General features: G+C 56.8%; 13 protein-coding genes and 1 riboswitch. Of the genes, 3 read left to right on the forward strand and 10 right to left on the reverse strand.

Annotated features, from left to right (window positions below; translation table 11 throughout):
- Nucleotides 1-83: 83 nt before the first annotated feature.
- The 4 genes from GN112_RS19340 to GN112_RS33650 are packed head-to-tail and all read right to left on the reverse strand — an operon-like array spanning nt 84 to nt 6,348.
- On the reverse strand, nt 84-3,245 hold the full coding sequence (locus GN112_RS19340; RefSeq protein WP_155311723.1) for an efflux RND transporter permease subunit: 3,162 nt from the start codon (nt 3,243-3,245) through the stop codon (nt 84-86).
- Between the two features lie 8 nt (nt 3,246-3,253).
- Nucleotides 3,254-4,465, reverse strand: coding sequence for an efflux RND transporter periplasmic adaptor subunit (locus GN112_RS19345; protein ID WP_162459022.1), 1,212 nt, complete (start codon nt 4,463-4,465; stop codon nt 3,254-3,256).
- A 58-nt stretch (nt 4,466-4,523) separates the two neighbouring features.
- On the reverse strand, nt 4,524-5,993 hold the full coding sequence (locus GN112_RS19350) for an efflux transporter outer membrane subunit (RefSeq protein WP_162459023.1): 1,470 nt from the start codon (nt 5,991-5,993) through the stop codon (nt 4,524-4,526).
- Nucleotide 5,994: 1 nt separating this feature from the next.
- Nucleotides 5,995-6,348 carry a hypothetical protein gene (locus GN112_RS33650; RefSeq protein WP_162459024.1) on the reverse strand — a complete coding sequence of 118 codons (354 nt, stop codon included), beginning with the start codon at nt 6,346-6,348 and terminating at the stop codon, nt 5,995-5,997.
- Between the two features lie 172 nt (nt 6,349-6,520).
- Nucleotides 6,521-6,727, forward strand: a riboswitch (cobalamin riboswitch).
- A 122-nt stretch (nt 6,728-6,849) separates the two neighbouring features.
- On the opposite strand from GN112_RS33650, the gene GN112_RS19360 reads away from it, so the two are divergent.
- Nucleotides 6,850-8,826: a TonB-dependent receptor gene (locus tag GN112_RS19360; protein WP_155311727.1), complete on the forward strand. Its 1,977-nt coding sequence runs from the start codon at nt 6,850-6,852 to the stop codon at nt 8,824-8,826.
- Nucleotides 8,827-8,919: 93 nt separating this feature from the next.
- On the forward strand, nt 8,920-10,185 hold the full coding sequence (locus GN112_RS19365) for an IS4 family transposase (protein WP_155309288.1): 1,266 nt from the start codon (nt 8,920-8,922) through the stop codon (nt 10,183-10,185).
- A 195-nt stretch (nt 10,186-10,380) separates the two neighbouring features.
- On the opposite strand, the gene GN112_RS19370 is transcribed toward GN112_RS19365, so the two are convergent.
- The 6 genes from GN112_RS19370 to GN112_RS19395 form a co-directional block, all read right to left on the reverse strand.
- Nucleotides 10,381-11,130, reverse strand: coding sequence for an RluA family pseudouridine synthase (locus tag GN112_RS19370; protein WP_155311728.1), 750 nt, complete (start codon nt 11,128-11,130; stop codon nt 10,381-10,383).
- 3 nt (nt 11,131-11,133) lie between these two features.
- Nucleotides 11,134-12,384, reverse strand: a complete 1,251-nt coding sequence (locus GN112_RS19375; RefSeq protein WP_155314299.1) for a 2-hydroxyacyl-CoA dehydratase subunit D — start codon at nt 12,382-12,384, stop codon at nt 11,134-11,136.
- 67 nt (nt 12,385-12,451) lie between these two features.
- Nucleotides 12,452-13,228, reverse strand: coding sequence for an acyl-CoA dehydratase activase (locus GN112_RS19380; protein ID WP_155311729.1), 777 nt, complete (start codon nt 13,226-13,228; stop codon nt 12,452-12,454).
- 78 nt (nt 13,229-13,306) lie between these two features.
- Nucleotides 13,307-14,554, reverse strand: a complete 1,248-nt coding sequence (locus GN112_RS19385) for a (Fe-S)-binding protein (protein ID WP_155311730.1) — start codon at nt 14,552-14,554, stop codon at nt 13,307-13,309.
- Nucleotides 14,554-15,942 carry an FAD-binding oxidoreductase gene (locus GN112_RS19390; RefSeq protein WP_162459025.1) on the reverse strand — a complete coding sequence of 463 codons (1,389 nt, stop codon included), beginning with the start codon at nt 15,940-15,942 and terminating at the stop codon, nt 14,554-14,556. Before GN112_RS19390 ends, GN112_RS19385 begins: the two co-directional genes overlap by 1 nt.
- Before the next feature lie 11 nt (nt 15,943-15,953).
- The gene (locus GN112_RS19395; protein WP_155311732.1) at nt 15,954-16,877 is read right to left on the reverse strand and encodes an MBL fold metallo-hydrolase; all 924 of its coding nucleotides are present in this window, start codon (nt 16,875-16,877) and stop codon (nt 15,954-15,956) included.
- Between GN112_RS19395 and GN112_RS19400 the strand changes: the two genes are divergently transcribed.
- Entirely contained in the window at nt 16,855-17,010 is a 156-nt protein-coding gene (locus GN112_RS19400; RefSeq protein WP_155311733.1) for a hypothetical protein, read from the forward strand. The two genes, GN112_RS19395 and GN112_RS19400, sit on opposite strands and share 23 nt — an antisense overlap.
- Nucleotides 17,011-17,471: the final 461 nt, after the last annotated feature.

Genomic DNA, 17,471 nt, shown 5'->3' on the forward strand with positions numbered 1-17,471 from the left:
TTTTATCGGTTAAAGAATCTCGTCAGACTCGCTCTCATAGCACAAACGCTTTATAGGGACAATTCATCCTTATAATACATTCATCAAACGGAATGGGACGGCCCGCTCAGTTGCGGGCTGATGTCGCCGTCCGGCGGCAGACCATCGGCGGCAGGCCGCCGATGGATCAAGCGTGAGAGATCCTCCAAAACCATGTAAAGCGCCGGCACCAGCACCAGGGTAATTAGGGTGGCGAAGAGCACGCCGAAGCCCAATGAGATGGCCATGGGAATCATCATGCGCGCCTGGAACGAGGTTTCCATGATCATGGGCATCAGCCCGCCGAAGGTGGTCACCGTGGTCAACAGGATCGGCCGGAATCGCTGGATGCCGGCACTGTGAATCGCCTGGAAATGGGTCATTCCGAACTTCAGATTCCGGTTGGCCAGATCGATGAGCACCAGGGAATCGTTGACCACCACACCGGACAGGGCCACGACCCCGAACAGGCTGTTCAGGGAGAGGGCATAGCCCATCAAAAGGTGGCCCAGAACGGCGCCGATGATGCCGAAGGGAATGCTGACCATGATAATCAACGGCTGGGCATAGCTTCTGAACGGCACGGCCAGGAGGGCATAGATGCCGAACAGGGCCAGGAGCGAGCCGGTCACCAGGGCGCTGAGGCTTTCACGCATGTCGGCCTGATGCCCCTCGAAACTGTAACCGAGCCCCGGATAGCGTTTGATCAGGTCGGGAAGAATGGTCGCTTTCAGTTCGCGCTGAATATTTTCCGCCTGGGCCGGCGGGTCCACATTGGCCGTCACCGAAATATCCCGGCGCCCGTTGGTACGTTCGATGGATGTATAGGCCCGGCCGGCGGTCATGGTCACCGCATCCCGCAGAAAGACCTCCCCCTCGGGGGCCTGGAGGATGAGATTTTCCAGGGTCGCCTCGGTGGCGCGTTCTTTTTCGGGCAGGCTTACCCGCACGGTCACTTCGTTGCGGCCACGCTGCTGTTGAACGGCTTCAGCGCCCTGAAAGGAGTAACGCACCTGCCGGGCCACGGACTGGGAGGTCAGCCCCATGCGTTCCCCCAGGGGACGCAGCTGGATGTCGAACTGGCGCTTGCCCCGGGCCGACCCGTCGTCGATATCGTGGACGATGGAAAAATGGGCCAGTTGTTCGGCCAGGTTTTCGCCGGCGGCGTCCAGGGTATCCGTATCCGAATGGCTGAGCATGACGGTCAGGTTCTTGCCCGAGCCCGGACCGCCCATGTTGGATTCGAAGCGGATGGTTTCCAGGCCGGCCATGGTCCCGGCCCGCTGACGCCAGAGGTCGACCACCTTGGACGTGGGGATGGGCCGCCGGTCCGCGGCGGTGAGAAAAATGCGCACGGTGACGGTATTGTCCGACACGTTGCTGAGAACCCCCTTGGCCAGTTCGCCGCCGCCATTGTCACGGATCACCGCCTGAGCGGTTTCCACCAAATGCGCCTCAATGCTTTTCAGCCGCGCCTCGGCCGTCCCGTAGGGCAGGGTCGCGGAACCGTAGGCATAGTCCGACTCGCTGCTGGGAAACATCTCCAGCCCCATGCGCCCCGAGGCCACATACCCGCCCAGGGCCAGCATCAAAAAGATGCCGAAGGCCAGCACGCCATAGCGCTGCCGGATCATGAAGTCCAGGAAATCGCCGTAGCGGTTGCGCACAAATCGTTCGAAGGCCTGGCTGAAGCGGTCCTGCCAGCGCTCCAGGTAGTTCAGGGGCCAGATGGGCGTCTGACGCGTCCGATGGCTCAGGTGGGCCGGTAGGATGAAGAGGCTTTCGATCAACGAAACACCGAAAACCGCGGCCACCACCAGGGGAATCACATTGAAAATCTTGCCCATGAAGCCGGGAACGAACATCAGCGGCATAAAGGCAACCAGGTTGGTCAGCACGCTGAACACCACCGGCATGGCCACCTCGCGGGTGCCGGCCACGGCCGCCTGGAGGGTCCCAAGGCCCTTGCGGCGCCAATAGTAAATGTTCTCACCGACCACCACCGCATCGTCGACCACGATCCCCAGGGTCACGATGAAGGCGAACATGCTGATCATGTTGATGGAAAAATCGGTGGCCGAGAGGAAAATGAAGGATCCCATGAAGGAAATCGGAATCCCCAGGCTGACCCAGAAGGCCAGGCGCGTTTCCAGGAACAACGCCAGAAAAATGAAAACCAGAATCAGCCCCTGGAAGGCGTTTTTGGTCAACAACTCGGCCCGTTGGGTGAAGATCTCCGAACGGTCGTCCAAGAGGGTCAAGGTCATACCCTCGGGCAGGGAACGGTTCAGCTGTTCCAGCACCGTCTTGGCCGCATCAGCGACTTCGGTGGGCGTCTGGTTACCGACCCGGTAAACCTCGATCATCACCGCCGGATACCCGTCGAACTCGGCCCAGGTGTTGGAATCCTCGAACCCTTCACGCACCGTGGCCACATCCCCCAACAGGATCCGGGACCCGTCGGCTTCGGTGAGAAGGGGCAGATGGGCATACTGGCTGGCGTAATCCCGCCGGTCCTTGATCCGCACCAGGATATCGCCGCCCTCGGTTTTCAGGCTGCCGCCGCCAAGCTCCACCGATGCGTCGGCAATGGTCTCGGCCACGTCGCCCAGGGTCTGACCGAAGCGCCGCAGGGTGGCCTGGGGGATCTCAACCTGGACCTCATAATCCTTGACGCCGGTCAGTTCCACCTGGGTGATGTCGTCGTTATCCAGCAATTTGTCACGCACCGTGTCGGCCGCCGACCGCAAGGTCAATTCGCTCACGTTGCCATGCAAGGCCAGCGTCAGGACCCCCCGTTTGTGGTCGGCAATGGAGACCTGGGGATCCTCGGCCTCGTCGGGAAAGGTGTCGATGCGGTCCACCTCGCTCTTGATCTCCTGCCACAGGCGGGTAACGTCGGCGCCTTCGAGCACATCGACGCTGATGCTGGCACTGCCCTCAGTGGCCGTGGAGGTAATCTCATCGACACCTTCCAGATCCTGGATGGCCTCCTCGACGGCCAGGATGATGCCGTTTTCGACCTCCTCCGGGCTGGCACCGGGGTAACTGACCGTGATGTCAACGGTATCCAGGGTAAAATCGGGAAAGACTTCCTGCTTGATGTGCCATCCGACGATCAGGCCGCCCACCACGAAAACGAACATCAGCAGATTGGCGATTACGGAGTTGCCCGCCATCCAGGCCAGCGGGCCGCGTTCCAGGTTCGAAGAAGTTTCCACTTTCATGGGTCACCTCACTCCCCGGCCGTTGCATCCGCGGCGGATTCCGCCGCGTCATCGACCCGCTTCAGAGCCATGCCCTGAACCGGTGTGGCCAGGTTTGACATGACCACCTGCTCCCCCGCAGTCAGGCCGCTTTTGATGTAGACCTTGTCGGTGCTCTTCCAAGCCAGGGTCACCTTGCGGATATCCAGGGTGTTGTCGCTGTTGATCCACACGGTATCATCGTCCTGCAGGGCGGCACGCGGCAGCTCGATCACATCGTTCAGTTCCCGGCCGGTGATATCCGCATAGACGTAGTCGTCGATCATCAGCCGGGATGCGGCTGGCTTCGCCATCGTCCCCAGGGGGTTTTGGACGGCAATGATTACCGTGGCCATGCGGCTGGAATCATTGAGCTTGCCGGCCACCTGGACCACCTTCCCCCCCCACTGACCCTGGCTAGCCTGGGAACGGATGGTCACCGGACAGCCGCCCGGGTGATTCAGGTCGATCAATGCGAGTTGTTCCAGGGAGACCACCGCCTCGACCCAGAACGTATCCGTGCCCACCAGGGTGGCCAGGCTCTCTTGCTCCCCCACGTAGGTGCCCAGGTTGACATCGCGTTCGACGATCATGGCGTTGAAGGGCGCCCGCACCACCGTACGGTTGAGGTCCAGCATGGCCTGGCGCAGGTCGGCCTCGGCACTGGCAACCGTCGCCTGGGCCTGCTGCAACTGGGGTTTGCGCAAGGCCAGATCGGTTTCGGCAACCGTCTCGGCGGATAACTCGGACAAAAGGCGCAACTCCTCCCGGGCGATATTCTGACTGCCCTGTTCGATGGCCAGGGCGGCCTTGGCATCGGCCAACGTGCTTTGGGCCTTTTTCACGGCCACCTGGTAATCGGCCGGATCCAGGGAGAGCAGTTCGGCGCCCTTGGCGATCCTCCCGCCGGGAACGTATGCGTCGGCGACGGATTGGACAACGCCTGAAACCTGGGCCTTGAGGGTCACCTCGCGGGCGGCGACGACCGTCCCCATGGCGGAAACAACGGCACGGGCATTGCCCAGGCTGGCGGTCTGAACATCGACCACGGCAACTTTACGCTGGGGCGTGGATCGCTGCATCACCGGCGCGGTAGTCTTGAAATAGGACCAGGCGGCCCCGCCGGCAATGATCAGCACCAGGGGCACGAGGGCCTTGCCGACCTTGGCGGGAAAGGATGAGTTGGCTTTATTCTCTGACATATCGATTGACTCCATGGTGTCGCGGTCAGGCTGGTGGAATTAATTCTTTCCGCCAGCCTTATCCAAGTTCGGAAACGGTCGTGCCACCGGTTCGGGCGGCCGGTTTCGTTGCGCCGGTATTCTTTTCCAGGAAGCGGCCACCGATCAACGCGCCGGTCCAGTCGCCTCCCAGGGCCCGGTACAGGGTGACCCGGTTTTTAATCAGCGTGGCCTGTTCGTCCACCAGTTGACGTTCCAATGTCTGAACGCTGGTCCAGGCTGTCAAGTAATCAAGGTAGTTGTCTTGACCGTTCATATACTGCAGATGGGCGTCCTTCAAGGTCAATCGCGAGGCCTTCAACTGCTCCTCCAAAAGGGTGATGTACTCGCCCTGGCGTGTTTCGGTAGCCAGGCTGTCCTCGACTTCCTGGATTGCTTCGGCCACGGTCTGGGCATAGGCGGTAAGATATTCATCCGCCACGGCCCGGGTGCGATCCACCTCGGCCGAGCGGTAACCGGCGTCGAACACCGGGCCGGTGAGGCTGGCCGCCAGGGTGGACACCCAGTTGCTGAGCAAAAGATCAAGTGCGTCGCTGGAAAAAGCCGCGTCTGCCGACAGGGTGATGGACGGCAGGCGATCGGCCCGGGCCGCGCTGACCTGCCAGTCCGCTTCTTTCAGGCGCAAACCGGCGGCGCGCACATCGGGCCGGGCGGCCAAAAGATCGGCAGGCAGGCCCGTAGCCGGCAGGGGAATCAAGGACGGTAATGTTTCCTGGGTGAGAGCGAATTCGCCGATACCGGCCTGCCCCAGAAGAACGGCCAGGGCATTTTGCTGCTGCTGCTCGGTAAGTTGCAACGGCGGCAGATTGGCTTTGGCATCGGCCAGGGCTTCGCGCTGTTGGGCAACGTCCAGGGCGTCGGCCTGGCCATTGATGAAACGCAGCTCCTGCAGCTTGAGCATGCGCTGGTTGATGTCGATTTGATCCTTGAGAATCGCGATCTGGCGGTGCAGGGAAAGAATTTCGATCCAGGCGGTGGTTACCTCGGCCGACACGGTTACGGCTGCCGCCGCCAGGTCTTCGGCGCTCGCCTTCAGCTCCAATCGCTCGGACCGGTGCAGTGCCGCCAGCCGTCCCCACAGGTCAAGCTCGTAGGCAGCAGTTAGTCCGGCGCTGAAGCTGCGGCTGTTGCTATGGGACGTCCCGGCCGCATCGGTTTTTGTTTGCTGCCAGCTTTTTTCGGCACCGGCATTGGCGTCGAGCGTCGGCATGCGGTCCGCCCCGGCCTGACGAGCAACGGCATCGGCCTGTTTCAAGCGGGCCCAGGCCGTGCGCACATCGAAATTACCGGCCAGCGCGGTTCCCACCAGTTGGTTAAGCTCATCGCTGCCAAACGCCTCCCACCACCGATCGGGCACCGGGTCGCTATCCGTATAAAGCGAGTATGCCGACGGTAGGCTGATAGGCGTGTTTGGCCGATCCTGAGGCGCGAACATGGCACACGCCGTAACGGTCAAGGCACTCAGGGTGATGCAGATCCATTTCATCATATTAAACTCCATCGCTTGGGCTGGCGGAAAGAAATAATTCCCCCAGATCGCGCCGGATTTGGGTTCGTCTACAAGGCGCCGCCACCGGTGCATATCGGGAATATGTGCCGGTGGCGGCAACGCGGTAGACGGGCACAAAGACAAGCAGGATGGTGGAATTATTTCTTTCCGCCAGCCTAAGGCCCCGTTGCTTGGGGTTCGCCATCTTTAACGGCTGTTCCGCCGGAATCCTGCGCAAAAAAATTAAAAAAACATCGACCGATGCTCGCGGCCGCTGTTTTGAACGGGACAAGTACTTGCCGATATCCAAGGATGACAATCTGGACGCCCTTCTCTTCCAGGCATTGACCACCAAGGGAATCCTCCCCACCTTGCCAGGTACACCATAGCCCTTGTTCGTCAAAGTTGGCGATGCGTTCATCGTGGTGGAATTTTTCGCGCCCCTGTTTGTTGTCTCTGAATTACCTCGATCGAAGCGGCAACACGTATTTGTATTGACAATGACAGACTCGGTTAATTAATATTTTTTCAATTTTGGTTGTCCAGGCGCGTACGAAACGCGAATGCAGAACGGAAAGATTCGGCTGCGTTAGGGAATCCCGTGAGAGTCGGGAACGGGCCCGCCGCTGTAACCGGAGACGAAACCTGCAACAGACCACTGGTAACATACCGGGAAGGTGCAGGAAAGAGAAAGACCCGGAAGTCAGAAGACCTTCTTGGACAATGCGTCGTATTCCTCGAGGACGGGTGTGGTACGACAGATCCTGCCGGATAGTTATGGGAAATCCCCGGATCGTGACTTTTACGGTCCGGGTTTTTTATGCCCGGACCCAAGGATTGAGGAGGGCATAAAAAGATGAAAAAATGCGTGGGTTTCCTTTTTCTGTTAACCTTGTGGATGCTGCCCGCTGCTGGTCCGGCGGCAGCGGTGGATGAGCAAAGTTCGCCGGTGGTCGTGGATGAGATGATTGTCACGGCAAGCCGGTCCGAGCAGCAGAACGAAAAAGTCCCGGCCCAGATCACGGTGCTCACGGCCGAGGATATCCGGGCCAGTGGCGCCCAGTCCGTTCCCGAGGCGCTGCAGAATCTGGGGGGCGTCATCGTCACCGACCTTAACGGCAACGGGTTCAACCAACAAGTGGATATGGGCGGCTTCGGGGAAACCGCCAGCCGTCATGTGGCCGTTGTGGTCAACGGCCGAAAGATCAACCCCATTGACCAGTCCAGTATCAATTTTCTTTCCATTCCCATTGAAAACGTGGAAAAAATTGAGGTGCTCCACGGTGGGAATTCCGTACTTTACGGCAGCGATGCCATGGGCGGGGTCATCAATATCATCACCAGGGAGGCCACAGCCGGCGTCCATGGCTGGGGTGAAGCCGGCGGGGGAACCCATGATACATTCAAAGGGACCGCCGGCCTGAGCTTTAGCGAGGGACGGTTCGGCGGCCATGTTGGCGCCGTTTATTATGAAACCGACGGATACCGAGAACGCTCGGAAGCGGACCGAAAAAGCGCCTATGCGAAACTCTTCTACTCTGCCTCCGATATGTTGGACCTGAGCCTGGAAGCCAATACCACCCGGGCGGATTATGAATATCCGGGAGGAATGACCCAATCCCAGATGGCCGCCGATCGCCGTCAGGCCGTCAATCTGGAAGACGAAGGGGAGAGTCAGGAGGACTATTACGTGCTTTCCGTTCGTTCGGACTGGGGACGCCTGGGCCGGCTGAACGTCGATTTGAGCTGCAAAAATTATGAACGCCAGGATACCATGGTCTCCTGGGACTTTCCTGCCTGGGGGTATTATGGGTATTATGATTATGACTATACGACCCTCGGGGCCAATCCCCAATACGTCCTGAACCACTCCATCCTTGGAAGGGACAACCGCCTGACAGCCGGTATCGAATTCTATGACACCGACTACGATGCCTGGAACGGCGATACCGCTACCCAAACCCAAATCAATACCTACGACCATGAACAGACGTCCGTCGGATTCTATGTCCAGGATGAATTCAGCTTGGTTGACAATCTGGTATTGAACATGGGCGCCCGTTACGAGGATTTCGATACCACCTTGCGCTCCAGCCTTGGCACGGACAAGGACCTGAGTGAAAACGAATGGGCCTGGAACCTGGGGCTGGCCTATATTTACGCGCCAGGGTCGAAAGTTTACTTCAGGACCTATCAGGCCTTCAGGTTTCCGAAAGCCGACGAATTCATGATACTTTCCACAGGTGCGGTCAACGAAGATCTCAACCATGAAACGTCGATGGGATACGAAGCCGGGGTCCGGTTCGTTGGCCTGGACAAACGGCTGTCTGCAAACGCCAGGCTGTTCAGTTTCGATGTCGACGATGAAATCACCTGGAACGACTTTTCCAACCAGAATGAAAATCTCGATGAAACCCGCCATCAAGGGGGAGAACTGGATATCGCTTTCCAGGCTACCGATCTGTTACGCCTGTTTGGCGGATTTGGCTATACCGATGCGGAATTTACGGCCGGCACCTATGACGGAAAAAAAATCCCGCTGGTGCCCGAATTCAAGGCAAACTTGGGGTTTGCCCTAAATTTCGATTTCGGCCTAACCTATCGATGCCAGTACAACCACCTGGGCAAACGCTATGCCGGGGGAGACAATGACAACGCCTATGACAAGATCGACAGTGCGGACACCGTCGACATGTACCTTTCCTATTCCATTAAGAAGATAGAACTCTTTTTGAACGCAACCAATATCTTCGATGAAGAATACCATAACGGATACAATTACGGTCCGGGGTATGAAAGTTACCAATACCGTTCGGCATACATATTGCCGTAACATCTTGTTATTAAAATAAAAAATAGCGCTGGACAAAAAGATCGCTTTGTGTTTTAATCATGGTGGGTACAATTAATTAACCAGGAGGTCTCCATGAGCGAACACATCGACAAAAATGTTTTTCAAACAATTCTATCACCGGTGCTACCATTGATTGAGGTTACTCAAAATAGTCTCCATAATGATTTGGACACTTACAAGCTTTCATTATCATCGTTCACCACAAATTTGCTTTTTGGAATAATAACCAGAATTAAAAGCGTTGGACAAATCGTCACTGAGATCAAAACATCACCAACTGCTAAGGCATTAGGATTGGTCGTCGCATCGAAGTCTATGTATAATGAAGCGTTTAATCGTTATCCCCCAGAAATATTTAAAGATATATTCCATCAGTTGGTAAAAGAATTGGATTTGCATAAAATTCCGGAAATCAGTCATCTTGGAAAAATGCTAATTGTAGATGGTTCGCTTTTTCCGGCCATTTCCAATATGGCATGGGCTTGTTACAAGAAAACCGCTAATGCGATCAAAATGCATTTATCTTTTGAACTCAACCGAATGATTCCAACCGAATTTATCAGTACGGAAGGTAACTTTTCCGAAAAAGAATTTGTTAAGCAAATTCTTCGCGAAGGCATTACATATGTCTGTGATCGAGGCTATATCGCTTTCAATCTGTTCAAGCAGATATCCGACAGCAATGCATTTTTTATTATTCGCGGAAAGTCGAATATGACGTACACTGTAAAAGAGTGTCTCACTGCCACCGTACCGGATACATTCTTGAAATTTTTCAGTGACATCACAGATTCAAATATAATATTCAATAGCGATGAAAACAAAGCAAGTTATCGTATTGTTAGCTTTACGGCTATGGGCGAAAACTACATTTTGATCACAAACAGAAATGATTTGACAACTTACGAAATTATAATGCTTTACGCTTACAGGTGGCAAGTGGAACTTTTTTTTCGCTTCATAAAAAGAACCTTCAAGGGAATTCACTTAATGAGCCAATCTCCTCATGGCGTACAGATACAATTCTACTTGTATATGATTGCTTATCTATTGTTATTATCATTCAAACAAGATACGGAAATAATAAGCAGAGAAAATGAAAAAGATGAGCATGAATCTGAAGAAAATAATAAGAACGAAACCTTGCTAACTTCATCTTCATGCTCCAATTCAAATGCAAAAAGACCATATGTTTGCGGGTTAGTAACTCTTCTTGGAGAAAAATTAAAACAGTTTTATAAAATTGGTCTTCACTGGTTATTAGCAGTAAAAAATAATTTGTTAGAAATATTTGATGTGAATATCGCCAAAGTTATTGCTCAATACTCTTATCAATGACTGTGCCGAACAGTATTGGAAAGTTACTATCCGATGCCCGAGGCCGTCTATTACGGCGGGGTGAGGTTCGGGTTTTAATTTCTTTTGATCCGACGGGGCGGCGGCAGCCGTTCTTTTTCGATGCAGCAAATTGGCCGATGAAAAAGCCAACCGCATAATCAATGCTTTGATGTGAATTGATATGGCGGCAGGCGGTCAAGTTTTGCTTGGGAGGGTCCGGATGATCGCATCGAAAGCCCGCCAGTTCCAGGGGGGCGGCTCCGTCGCATCACTGCCATCGGGCCATGGCCACCCGAGGGGAATGGGGCTGGTAAAGACCATGCGCTCGCCCCGGGTGGGATGATCCACGCTCAGGCTGCGGGCCAGAAGGGCAATCTGCCGATCAGGAAGCGGGGCGCCGGCTCCGTAGCGCAGGTCCCCCAGGATCGGGTGGCCCGCCTGGGCCAGCTGGATGCGGATCTGATGCCGCCGGCCGGTCTCCAGCTGCACCTCCAGCAGGCTCTGCGTTCCGTCGCCGGCCAGGACGGTGTAGTTCAGGCGCGCCTCCTGGCTCCGGGGTGTGGGCCTCGGGACCACCCGGCTCTGGCGGTCCCGGCGTTCGATATGGTGGATCAGCCGGCCGGAGCGACCGGGAAACGACCCGGTGACCACTGCCAGATAGCGCTTTTCCACCCGGCGTTCCCGGAACTGGGCGGAGAGCCGGCCGGCGGCCTTGGAGGTTCGGGCAAACAGCACCACACCGGCCACCGGCCGGTCCAGCCGGTGCACCATGGCCAGGAACACCCGGCCCGGCTTCTGGAACCGGTCCTTGAGCCACTGCTTGCCCAGCTCCAGAAGAGAGGCATCGCCGGTATGATCGCCCTGCACCAGAAGGCCCGCCGGCTTGTACAGCGCCAGCAGGTGGTTATCCACATGCAGGACCGGCCAGCGCGGGTCGAAAAACAAGCCTTATCCTTTCAATTCATCCAGCTGCTCGATAAACGCTTCGACTTTGGTTTTGGTCTGCTCATCGGAAACACAGCGCATATCACACAGGTCGCCGTCAATGGTCAGGCTGGGAACGCCGCTGAGCGCTTCCACACGCTTGACCATGCCGTAGCGGCAGTTGGAGTTGTTCGGACAGGTCCTGGCATCGTGATAGATGATGCCGTCGATGCCGAAGCGCTCCAGTTTGTCCTTGATGTACTGCTCCTTGTAGTCATCGGAGCGCACAATGAACAGTTCCGTGTAGGCCCGGGCCATGCTCCGGAACGGATCATCGGCCTCCAGGGCCGTGAAAATCCAGCTGCTGCAGTAGGTCGAGGCCAGGACGTTGGCCTTCAGGCCGGCAAACAGCTTGGAGTGGGCCGACAATCGTCCCCACACCGGCATGCCGTCCCAGTAAATGCGGAAACGCTCCCCCTCGACAGCGGCATCCTTTTTGGCCACCTTGTCCTTCAGTTCGGCCAGCAGTTTTTCATACAGCTCCACCGCGATCTGGGTTCCCCGGCCCACCACCGCCGGTCCCATCAGCGTGGAAGAGTCAAAAAAAGTCATCGGCGACGGTTTGGCGGTGGTGGTCTCCAGCACATCTTTCCAACGGTCCGAGCACTGCCGCGACAGGCCGACCACTTCCTTGAACTTGTCCATATCGAATGGGTTGCCGGAAATCTCCTCCAGCGGTTTCACCAGGTTTTCGATCTGCTTGGCCACATCGTCCACAATGGGGTCGTTGACATCGGTGACGCTCCGGTTGGTGTGGATGCCGATCATGGGCACGTTGTACTCCCTGGCGTAGTAGGCAAACCAGTCCTGCACGTCGCGGCACTGGTTGGTGTTGAAAACCAGCACGTCCGGCTTGGGCACCGTTTCGATGCCCGGATAGGCCTTGGACAGCGGGGTGAATTTGTTCAGGTAGGCGCCGACATCCGCCGTCAGGTAGGAGCAGATCTCCGGCGAATAGCCCAGCGCGTTGGCGGCGGGAATCATGTCCGTGGCCGTGCGGGTGCTGCCCAACATGGCCCCGTGGGTTTCGGGAAAGTAGACCAGAAAGCCCATGGCCCGCAAAAGCTCGGTGGGACCGACACTGGTGCACCAGGCGATCTTCCGGCTGCCGGTGGTGGCGGCCTCGTTCAATTCATAGTAATAGTCCTTCATGAACCGGCCCATGTCTTTGGACGTCTCAATCACCTTGCGAACCACTTTTTTCTCTTCTGCCATCATCTCCTCCAGAATTATCGTTCGATTCCGTTTCCGCCAGCCAACTTTACAATAGGTACGTATTCGGTCAATTCAGGTTCATGGCAAACAGCGCCGCCCCGATCGCGCCGGAAAACTGAGGATACGGCGGGACGCTGATCGATCTCCCGATAATCTCCTCTGCCATGCTGACCAGGTATGGGTTGTGGGCCACCACCCCACCGGTCATGACCACGTTTTCGCTCAAGGAATCCATTTCCAGTACCCGTTTGATCACCGAAAAGAAGAGTCCCTTGACAATGTCTTCGACCTTTTTGCCGTTCCTGATATTCTCGAGAACTTCGGTTCCGGAAAATACCGTACAGTAACTGCCCAGCTTGACCATTTCCGTGGATTGTTTGGCCTGGTCGTTCATTGCTTCTAGCGGGATGTTCAACCGCAGGGACATCTCTTCCAGAAACGCGCCCGTGCCAGCCGCACACTTGCGGTTCATCTTGAATTCCGTGCGCAGGCCGGCATCGCTCAGCTTGATGATCTTGTTATCCTGCCCGCCGATATCGATAATCGAGACGGCATGTGGAAAATAGTGAAAGCAGCCCTTGCCGTGGCAGGCGATTTCGGTTTTGGTATCCCCCACGAAAGGAACGTTGCTGCGGCCATAGCCGGTACCGATACCGGCGACGATGTCATCCATGCCGGCGCCGGCCATCTCCAGAGCCGCCTCCAGGCAAACCTCCGCCGTCCGGGTATAATTGGTTCCCGAATTCTGCACGGCCCGGCCAATCAGATTTTTGGACGAATCCAGTAGGGCCACTTTGGTTCTCGAGGCACCCAGGTCGATGCCCAGAAAGACAGGTTGAGACATGCCACTCCTTTTTCCGTTCGCAAAGAAAAGCGCCGGGTATCGCCCCGGCGCGAATGCTACCGATCGATACCGGTAGTCCTATTGCGGTTCCGACAGCAGCTGCGCCAGGTGAACGACCTCCACATCCAGCCCAAAGCGACGGACACCGTCCATGAGCTGGATCATGCATCCCGGGCAGGCGGTAACCACCTTGCTGGCACCGGTTTTTTGAATGGATTCCATTTTTTTGGCCTGGATGGAGAGGCTGGTCTGGCGGTGCTTGACCCCGAAAGTCCCGCCCAACCCGCAGCAGGCATCGGCATTCTCCATCTCGACCAATTCGACATCAGTTAATGAATCTAACACTTTTCGGGGAAAATCGCTAATCCCCTGATGCCATTTCAGGTGACAGGGATCGTGGTAGGTAACGGTAACGGGCGTATTATTGCGGTGGTTGACCGGTGCTTCCCGGGCGACCAGGAATTCGGAAAAATCCATTACCTTTGCCGAAAATGCGCGGGCCCGCTCGCCCATGGCAGCGTCGTTTTCAAACCACTGGCCATAATGCTTCAGGGTGGAACCGCAGGTGGCGCACCCGGTGACGATCCGGTCATAGGACGCCAGGATGTCGATGTTCCGCCGGGCCATGGCGCGGGCGGTCTCCCAGTCGCCGGCGTTATGAACCGCCATGCCGCAACAGGTCAGGCCTTCGGGGGTGATGACGTCCACGCCTGCCCGGGCCAAGGCCCGCGCCGTGTCGGCACCGGCCTGGGCGAAGAAGAATTCAAAACCGCAACCGGCAAAAAAAGCGACCCGGTCCGTTGCCGGGGTGCCGCCTGGCGGCCGGAGGCAACGCTCGATGCGCCCGGAGAGAAATGGCTTTGAGATTCTAGGGATCGACATCCCACCGGAAAAAAGGGTCAGGGCGTCGGCCATGTGGCGCAGGGGCCGGCCATTGGTATGGCTGACGCCGGGGATGCGGGCGGCGATTCCCATGAGCCGGGCCATACGGGAACGGTGTTTCAAAAGTCCCTTGAAAAGCAGTTTTTGCCCAAGACTGGCCCCATGGTCGGCCATCTGCCGGCTGCGGGCCTGAACGTTGATCGCCGGTGAGGGTACCCCGGCGGGGCACACGGTCTGGCAACGCCCGCACAGCAAGCAAAAATCCAGGCAATCCCCGTAGGCGTCCGGGTCCGGAACCGTTCCCGCTTCGGCCATGCGGATCAGCAGATTACGCCCCCGGGCCACATGGCTCTCCACATGATCCGCCTGATACACTGGGCAAACCGACATGCAGAAACCGCATTTCATGCACTGGGACGCATTGATGGTGGTCGGAAGCGCCATTATTCGTTCTCCCAGATTTTCCCTGGATTGAGCAGCCCCTTCGGGTCGAAGGCACGCTTGATGCCTTTGAGCAGCAAAATGGCGTCGGGTGCCATGGCATCTTTCAGAAAGCGCTGTTTTTCCAGCCCGATGCCGTGTTCCCCGGAAATGGCGCCGCCAAATTCCAGGGCCGCGGCAAAGATTTCATCGGCCGCCTTCTGAGCCCGGGCAAAGTGGTCCGCATCGTTCTTATCCGTAAGAATACAGGGATGCAGGTTGCCGTCGCCGGCGTGGCCGATAATGGGGATGGCCAGATCGTATTTGCGGGCCAGCCGCTGGGTATGGGCGATCTGGTCGGCGATGCGATGGGTGGGCACGGTCACATCCTCGGCAAAAACCGTGGGCGCGGCACTGAAGACCGCCGAAAATCCGGCCCGGCGGGCCGTCCAGAACTTACCCGCCTCGTCGGCATCCCGGGCGGCGCGGACGTCCACGGCACCGGCCTGCCGGCAAAGCTCGATCACCGTCTCGGTCTCCTGCCGGACACTCGCCGGCGCGCCATCCAGTTCAAAAAGCAGAATGGCTTCGGCGGTCAGCGGTATGCCCAACGGCAGGCGTTCTTCGATGCGTTGTACCACCCAGTTGTCCATCAATTCGATTTTGGCCGGAATCACCCCGCGGGCACGCACCTGGTGCACCGCCGATCCGGCCGTCACCACCTGGTCGAAAATGGCCAGTACCGTCTGGGTGGCCTGGGGCCTGGGCAGGAGGCGCAGGGTAACGTCGGTGATCACGGCCAGGGTGCCCTCGGCACCGCAGATGATCTGGGGCAGATCATAGCCGGTAACGTTTTTCATGGTGTTGCCGCCCAGATTGACAATCTTTCCGTTTGCCAGCACGGCGGTCATGCCCAGCAAGTAGTGCCGGAACACCCCGTATTTGACCGCATAGGGGCCGCCGGCATTTTCGGAAACGCATCCGCCCAGGGTGGCGGCCAGAAAACTCTGGGGATCCGGTGGGAAAAAAAGGTTCTTTGCCGCCAGGGCCTGGTTGAGATCGTTGAGCACGACGCCGACTTCCGCCTTGACCGTAAAATCCTCCCCGTCGATGTCGAGGATGCGGTTCATGCGGGCGGTGCACAGCACGATGCCACCGGCCACCGGCACCGGCCCCCCGCTCAGACTGGTCCCCGCCCCGCGCACGGTAACCGGAATCTCGTCCTTATCGGCCAGTCGCATAATTTGGGCGATCTGCCCGGCATCGGTGGGAAATACCACCACTTCCGCCGAGCCCTGGCAATGGGTGGTGCCGTCAACGGAATAAACCGCCAGGTCGTTGGCGTCGGTCAGTACGGCATCGGCGCCGACGATTTCCCTGAGCGCATGAATGGCTGTTTGACTGAGGTGCATGGATCGCCCCGTTATTGCAGTGTGAAGCTGACCGCTTCGTTTTCCTTTCGCGAAAGATTGATCAGCATTTCGCAAAGCGCGGTCATGACGTTGAAAGGCATGTGATCGGCAATGGTTTGAACCCATTTGGCCTTTTCCAGGGCAATCGCCTGGGGATCTTCACCGTTGGCCGTGCGCGTCACCATCTCCTGATGATAAGCCTCTGCCGCCGCCAGGGCCTGACTGAAGAAATCGTTGGTCCGGTCTTCGATTACACCGTTGTGGCTCAACGCCACCCGGTTGGCCTGCAGGGCGGCCAGTTTCTTAATACTATTAACGTAATTGGGCAGCGACTCGAAATAGTTGGGCCAGAAAACCTTCTCCTCGGGGTTGTAGAATCCGGTGGCATCCCCAATGGCCAGGTTCCCTTCCCGTTCTTCGTGGTAGGCAATCTGACAGGCCGAATGGCCGGGGATGGCGTGGGTGGTCCAGGCAATGCCGTTTCCCAGATCGAAACGATCCCCGTCCCGGGCGACAATATCGGCGCTGAAATCGTAAGCTTCCAAATCCTGGGGCAACGCCGCAATCTCTTCCTTGGACTGCATGATCTTACTGATGCTGCTGTCCACCCCCTTGAACTGCTTGAGCAGTTTGCCATTGCTTAGAATTTTGGCCGCCAGGGGGCTTGCAATGGTTTTCAGGTGGGGCCAGAGCATTTTCAGGCGCGGCAAGGCACCGATATGATCGGTATGCGTATGGGTCAGGGCCACATACTTGATCCGCTGCGGATCGATGCCGATGCGTTTGATCTGCTCGACCACGATATCGAATGTGGCGCTGATGCCCCCTTCGATCAGCATGGCATCCTCGCCAATGGACAGATACATCGGAAAAAACGGGGTTCCCAACTGAAAAAAATTAGGCGTGATCGTGATGGGGCTGAAATTCATGCTCATGGCAGCATCCTCTTTACTTTTTCATTTAATTTCAACAGGTTGTAATCCGGCCAAATTCACCCTGCCGGATATCAGCGGTGAAAAAGCGGCAACGCTGAAAAAAACAGTGCAAAATAAAATTGAGGGCTGGTAGCATATTTATTTCAAAAAGCGCAAATTATTTTAGCGTGTTAGGGCTTGCCTGGAGCCCACCCACAGGAAAATCATTTTATATATTAAGCCTTTATTCGCTTAATAAAATTTTGCGTAGTGCCTACGAAATAGAGCAAAAAGGTCAACCCGGCATCGATTCAGCGCCGGATGGCCCCTACCGGCCCCCCAGCACCGGAATCCCCCCGGGACAATGGTCCAAAATCGCTCCCGACGTTCTGAAATACGCAACAATATATCTTTAATTAAAATAGTTATTACATTTTCTGGGGTTACGGGGCGGCCCGCTATGAATTGGCCACGACACGATCAACGGATTCAAATAAGATAACGCATGGGGCCGGATAACTCCGAATGGATACCCCATGGGAACGGATTTGGACTTAACGATATTCGGCGTAGTGCCTACAAAAGCTTAATGATACTAATCCCCGAAACCATGGC

The sequence above is a fragment of the Desulfosarcina ovata subsp. ovata genome (genome assembly GCF_009689005.1).
Lineage (GTDB): Bacteria > Desulfobacterota > Desulfobacteria > Desulfobacterales > Desulfosarcinaceae > Desulfosarcina > Desulfosarcina ovata.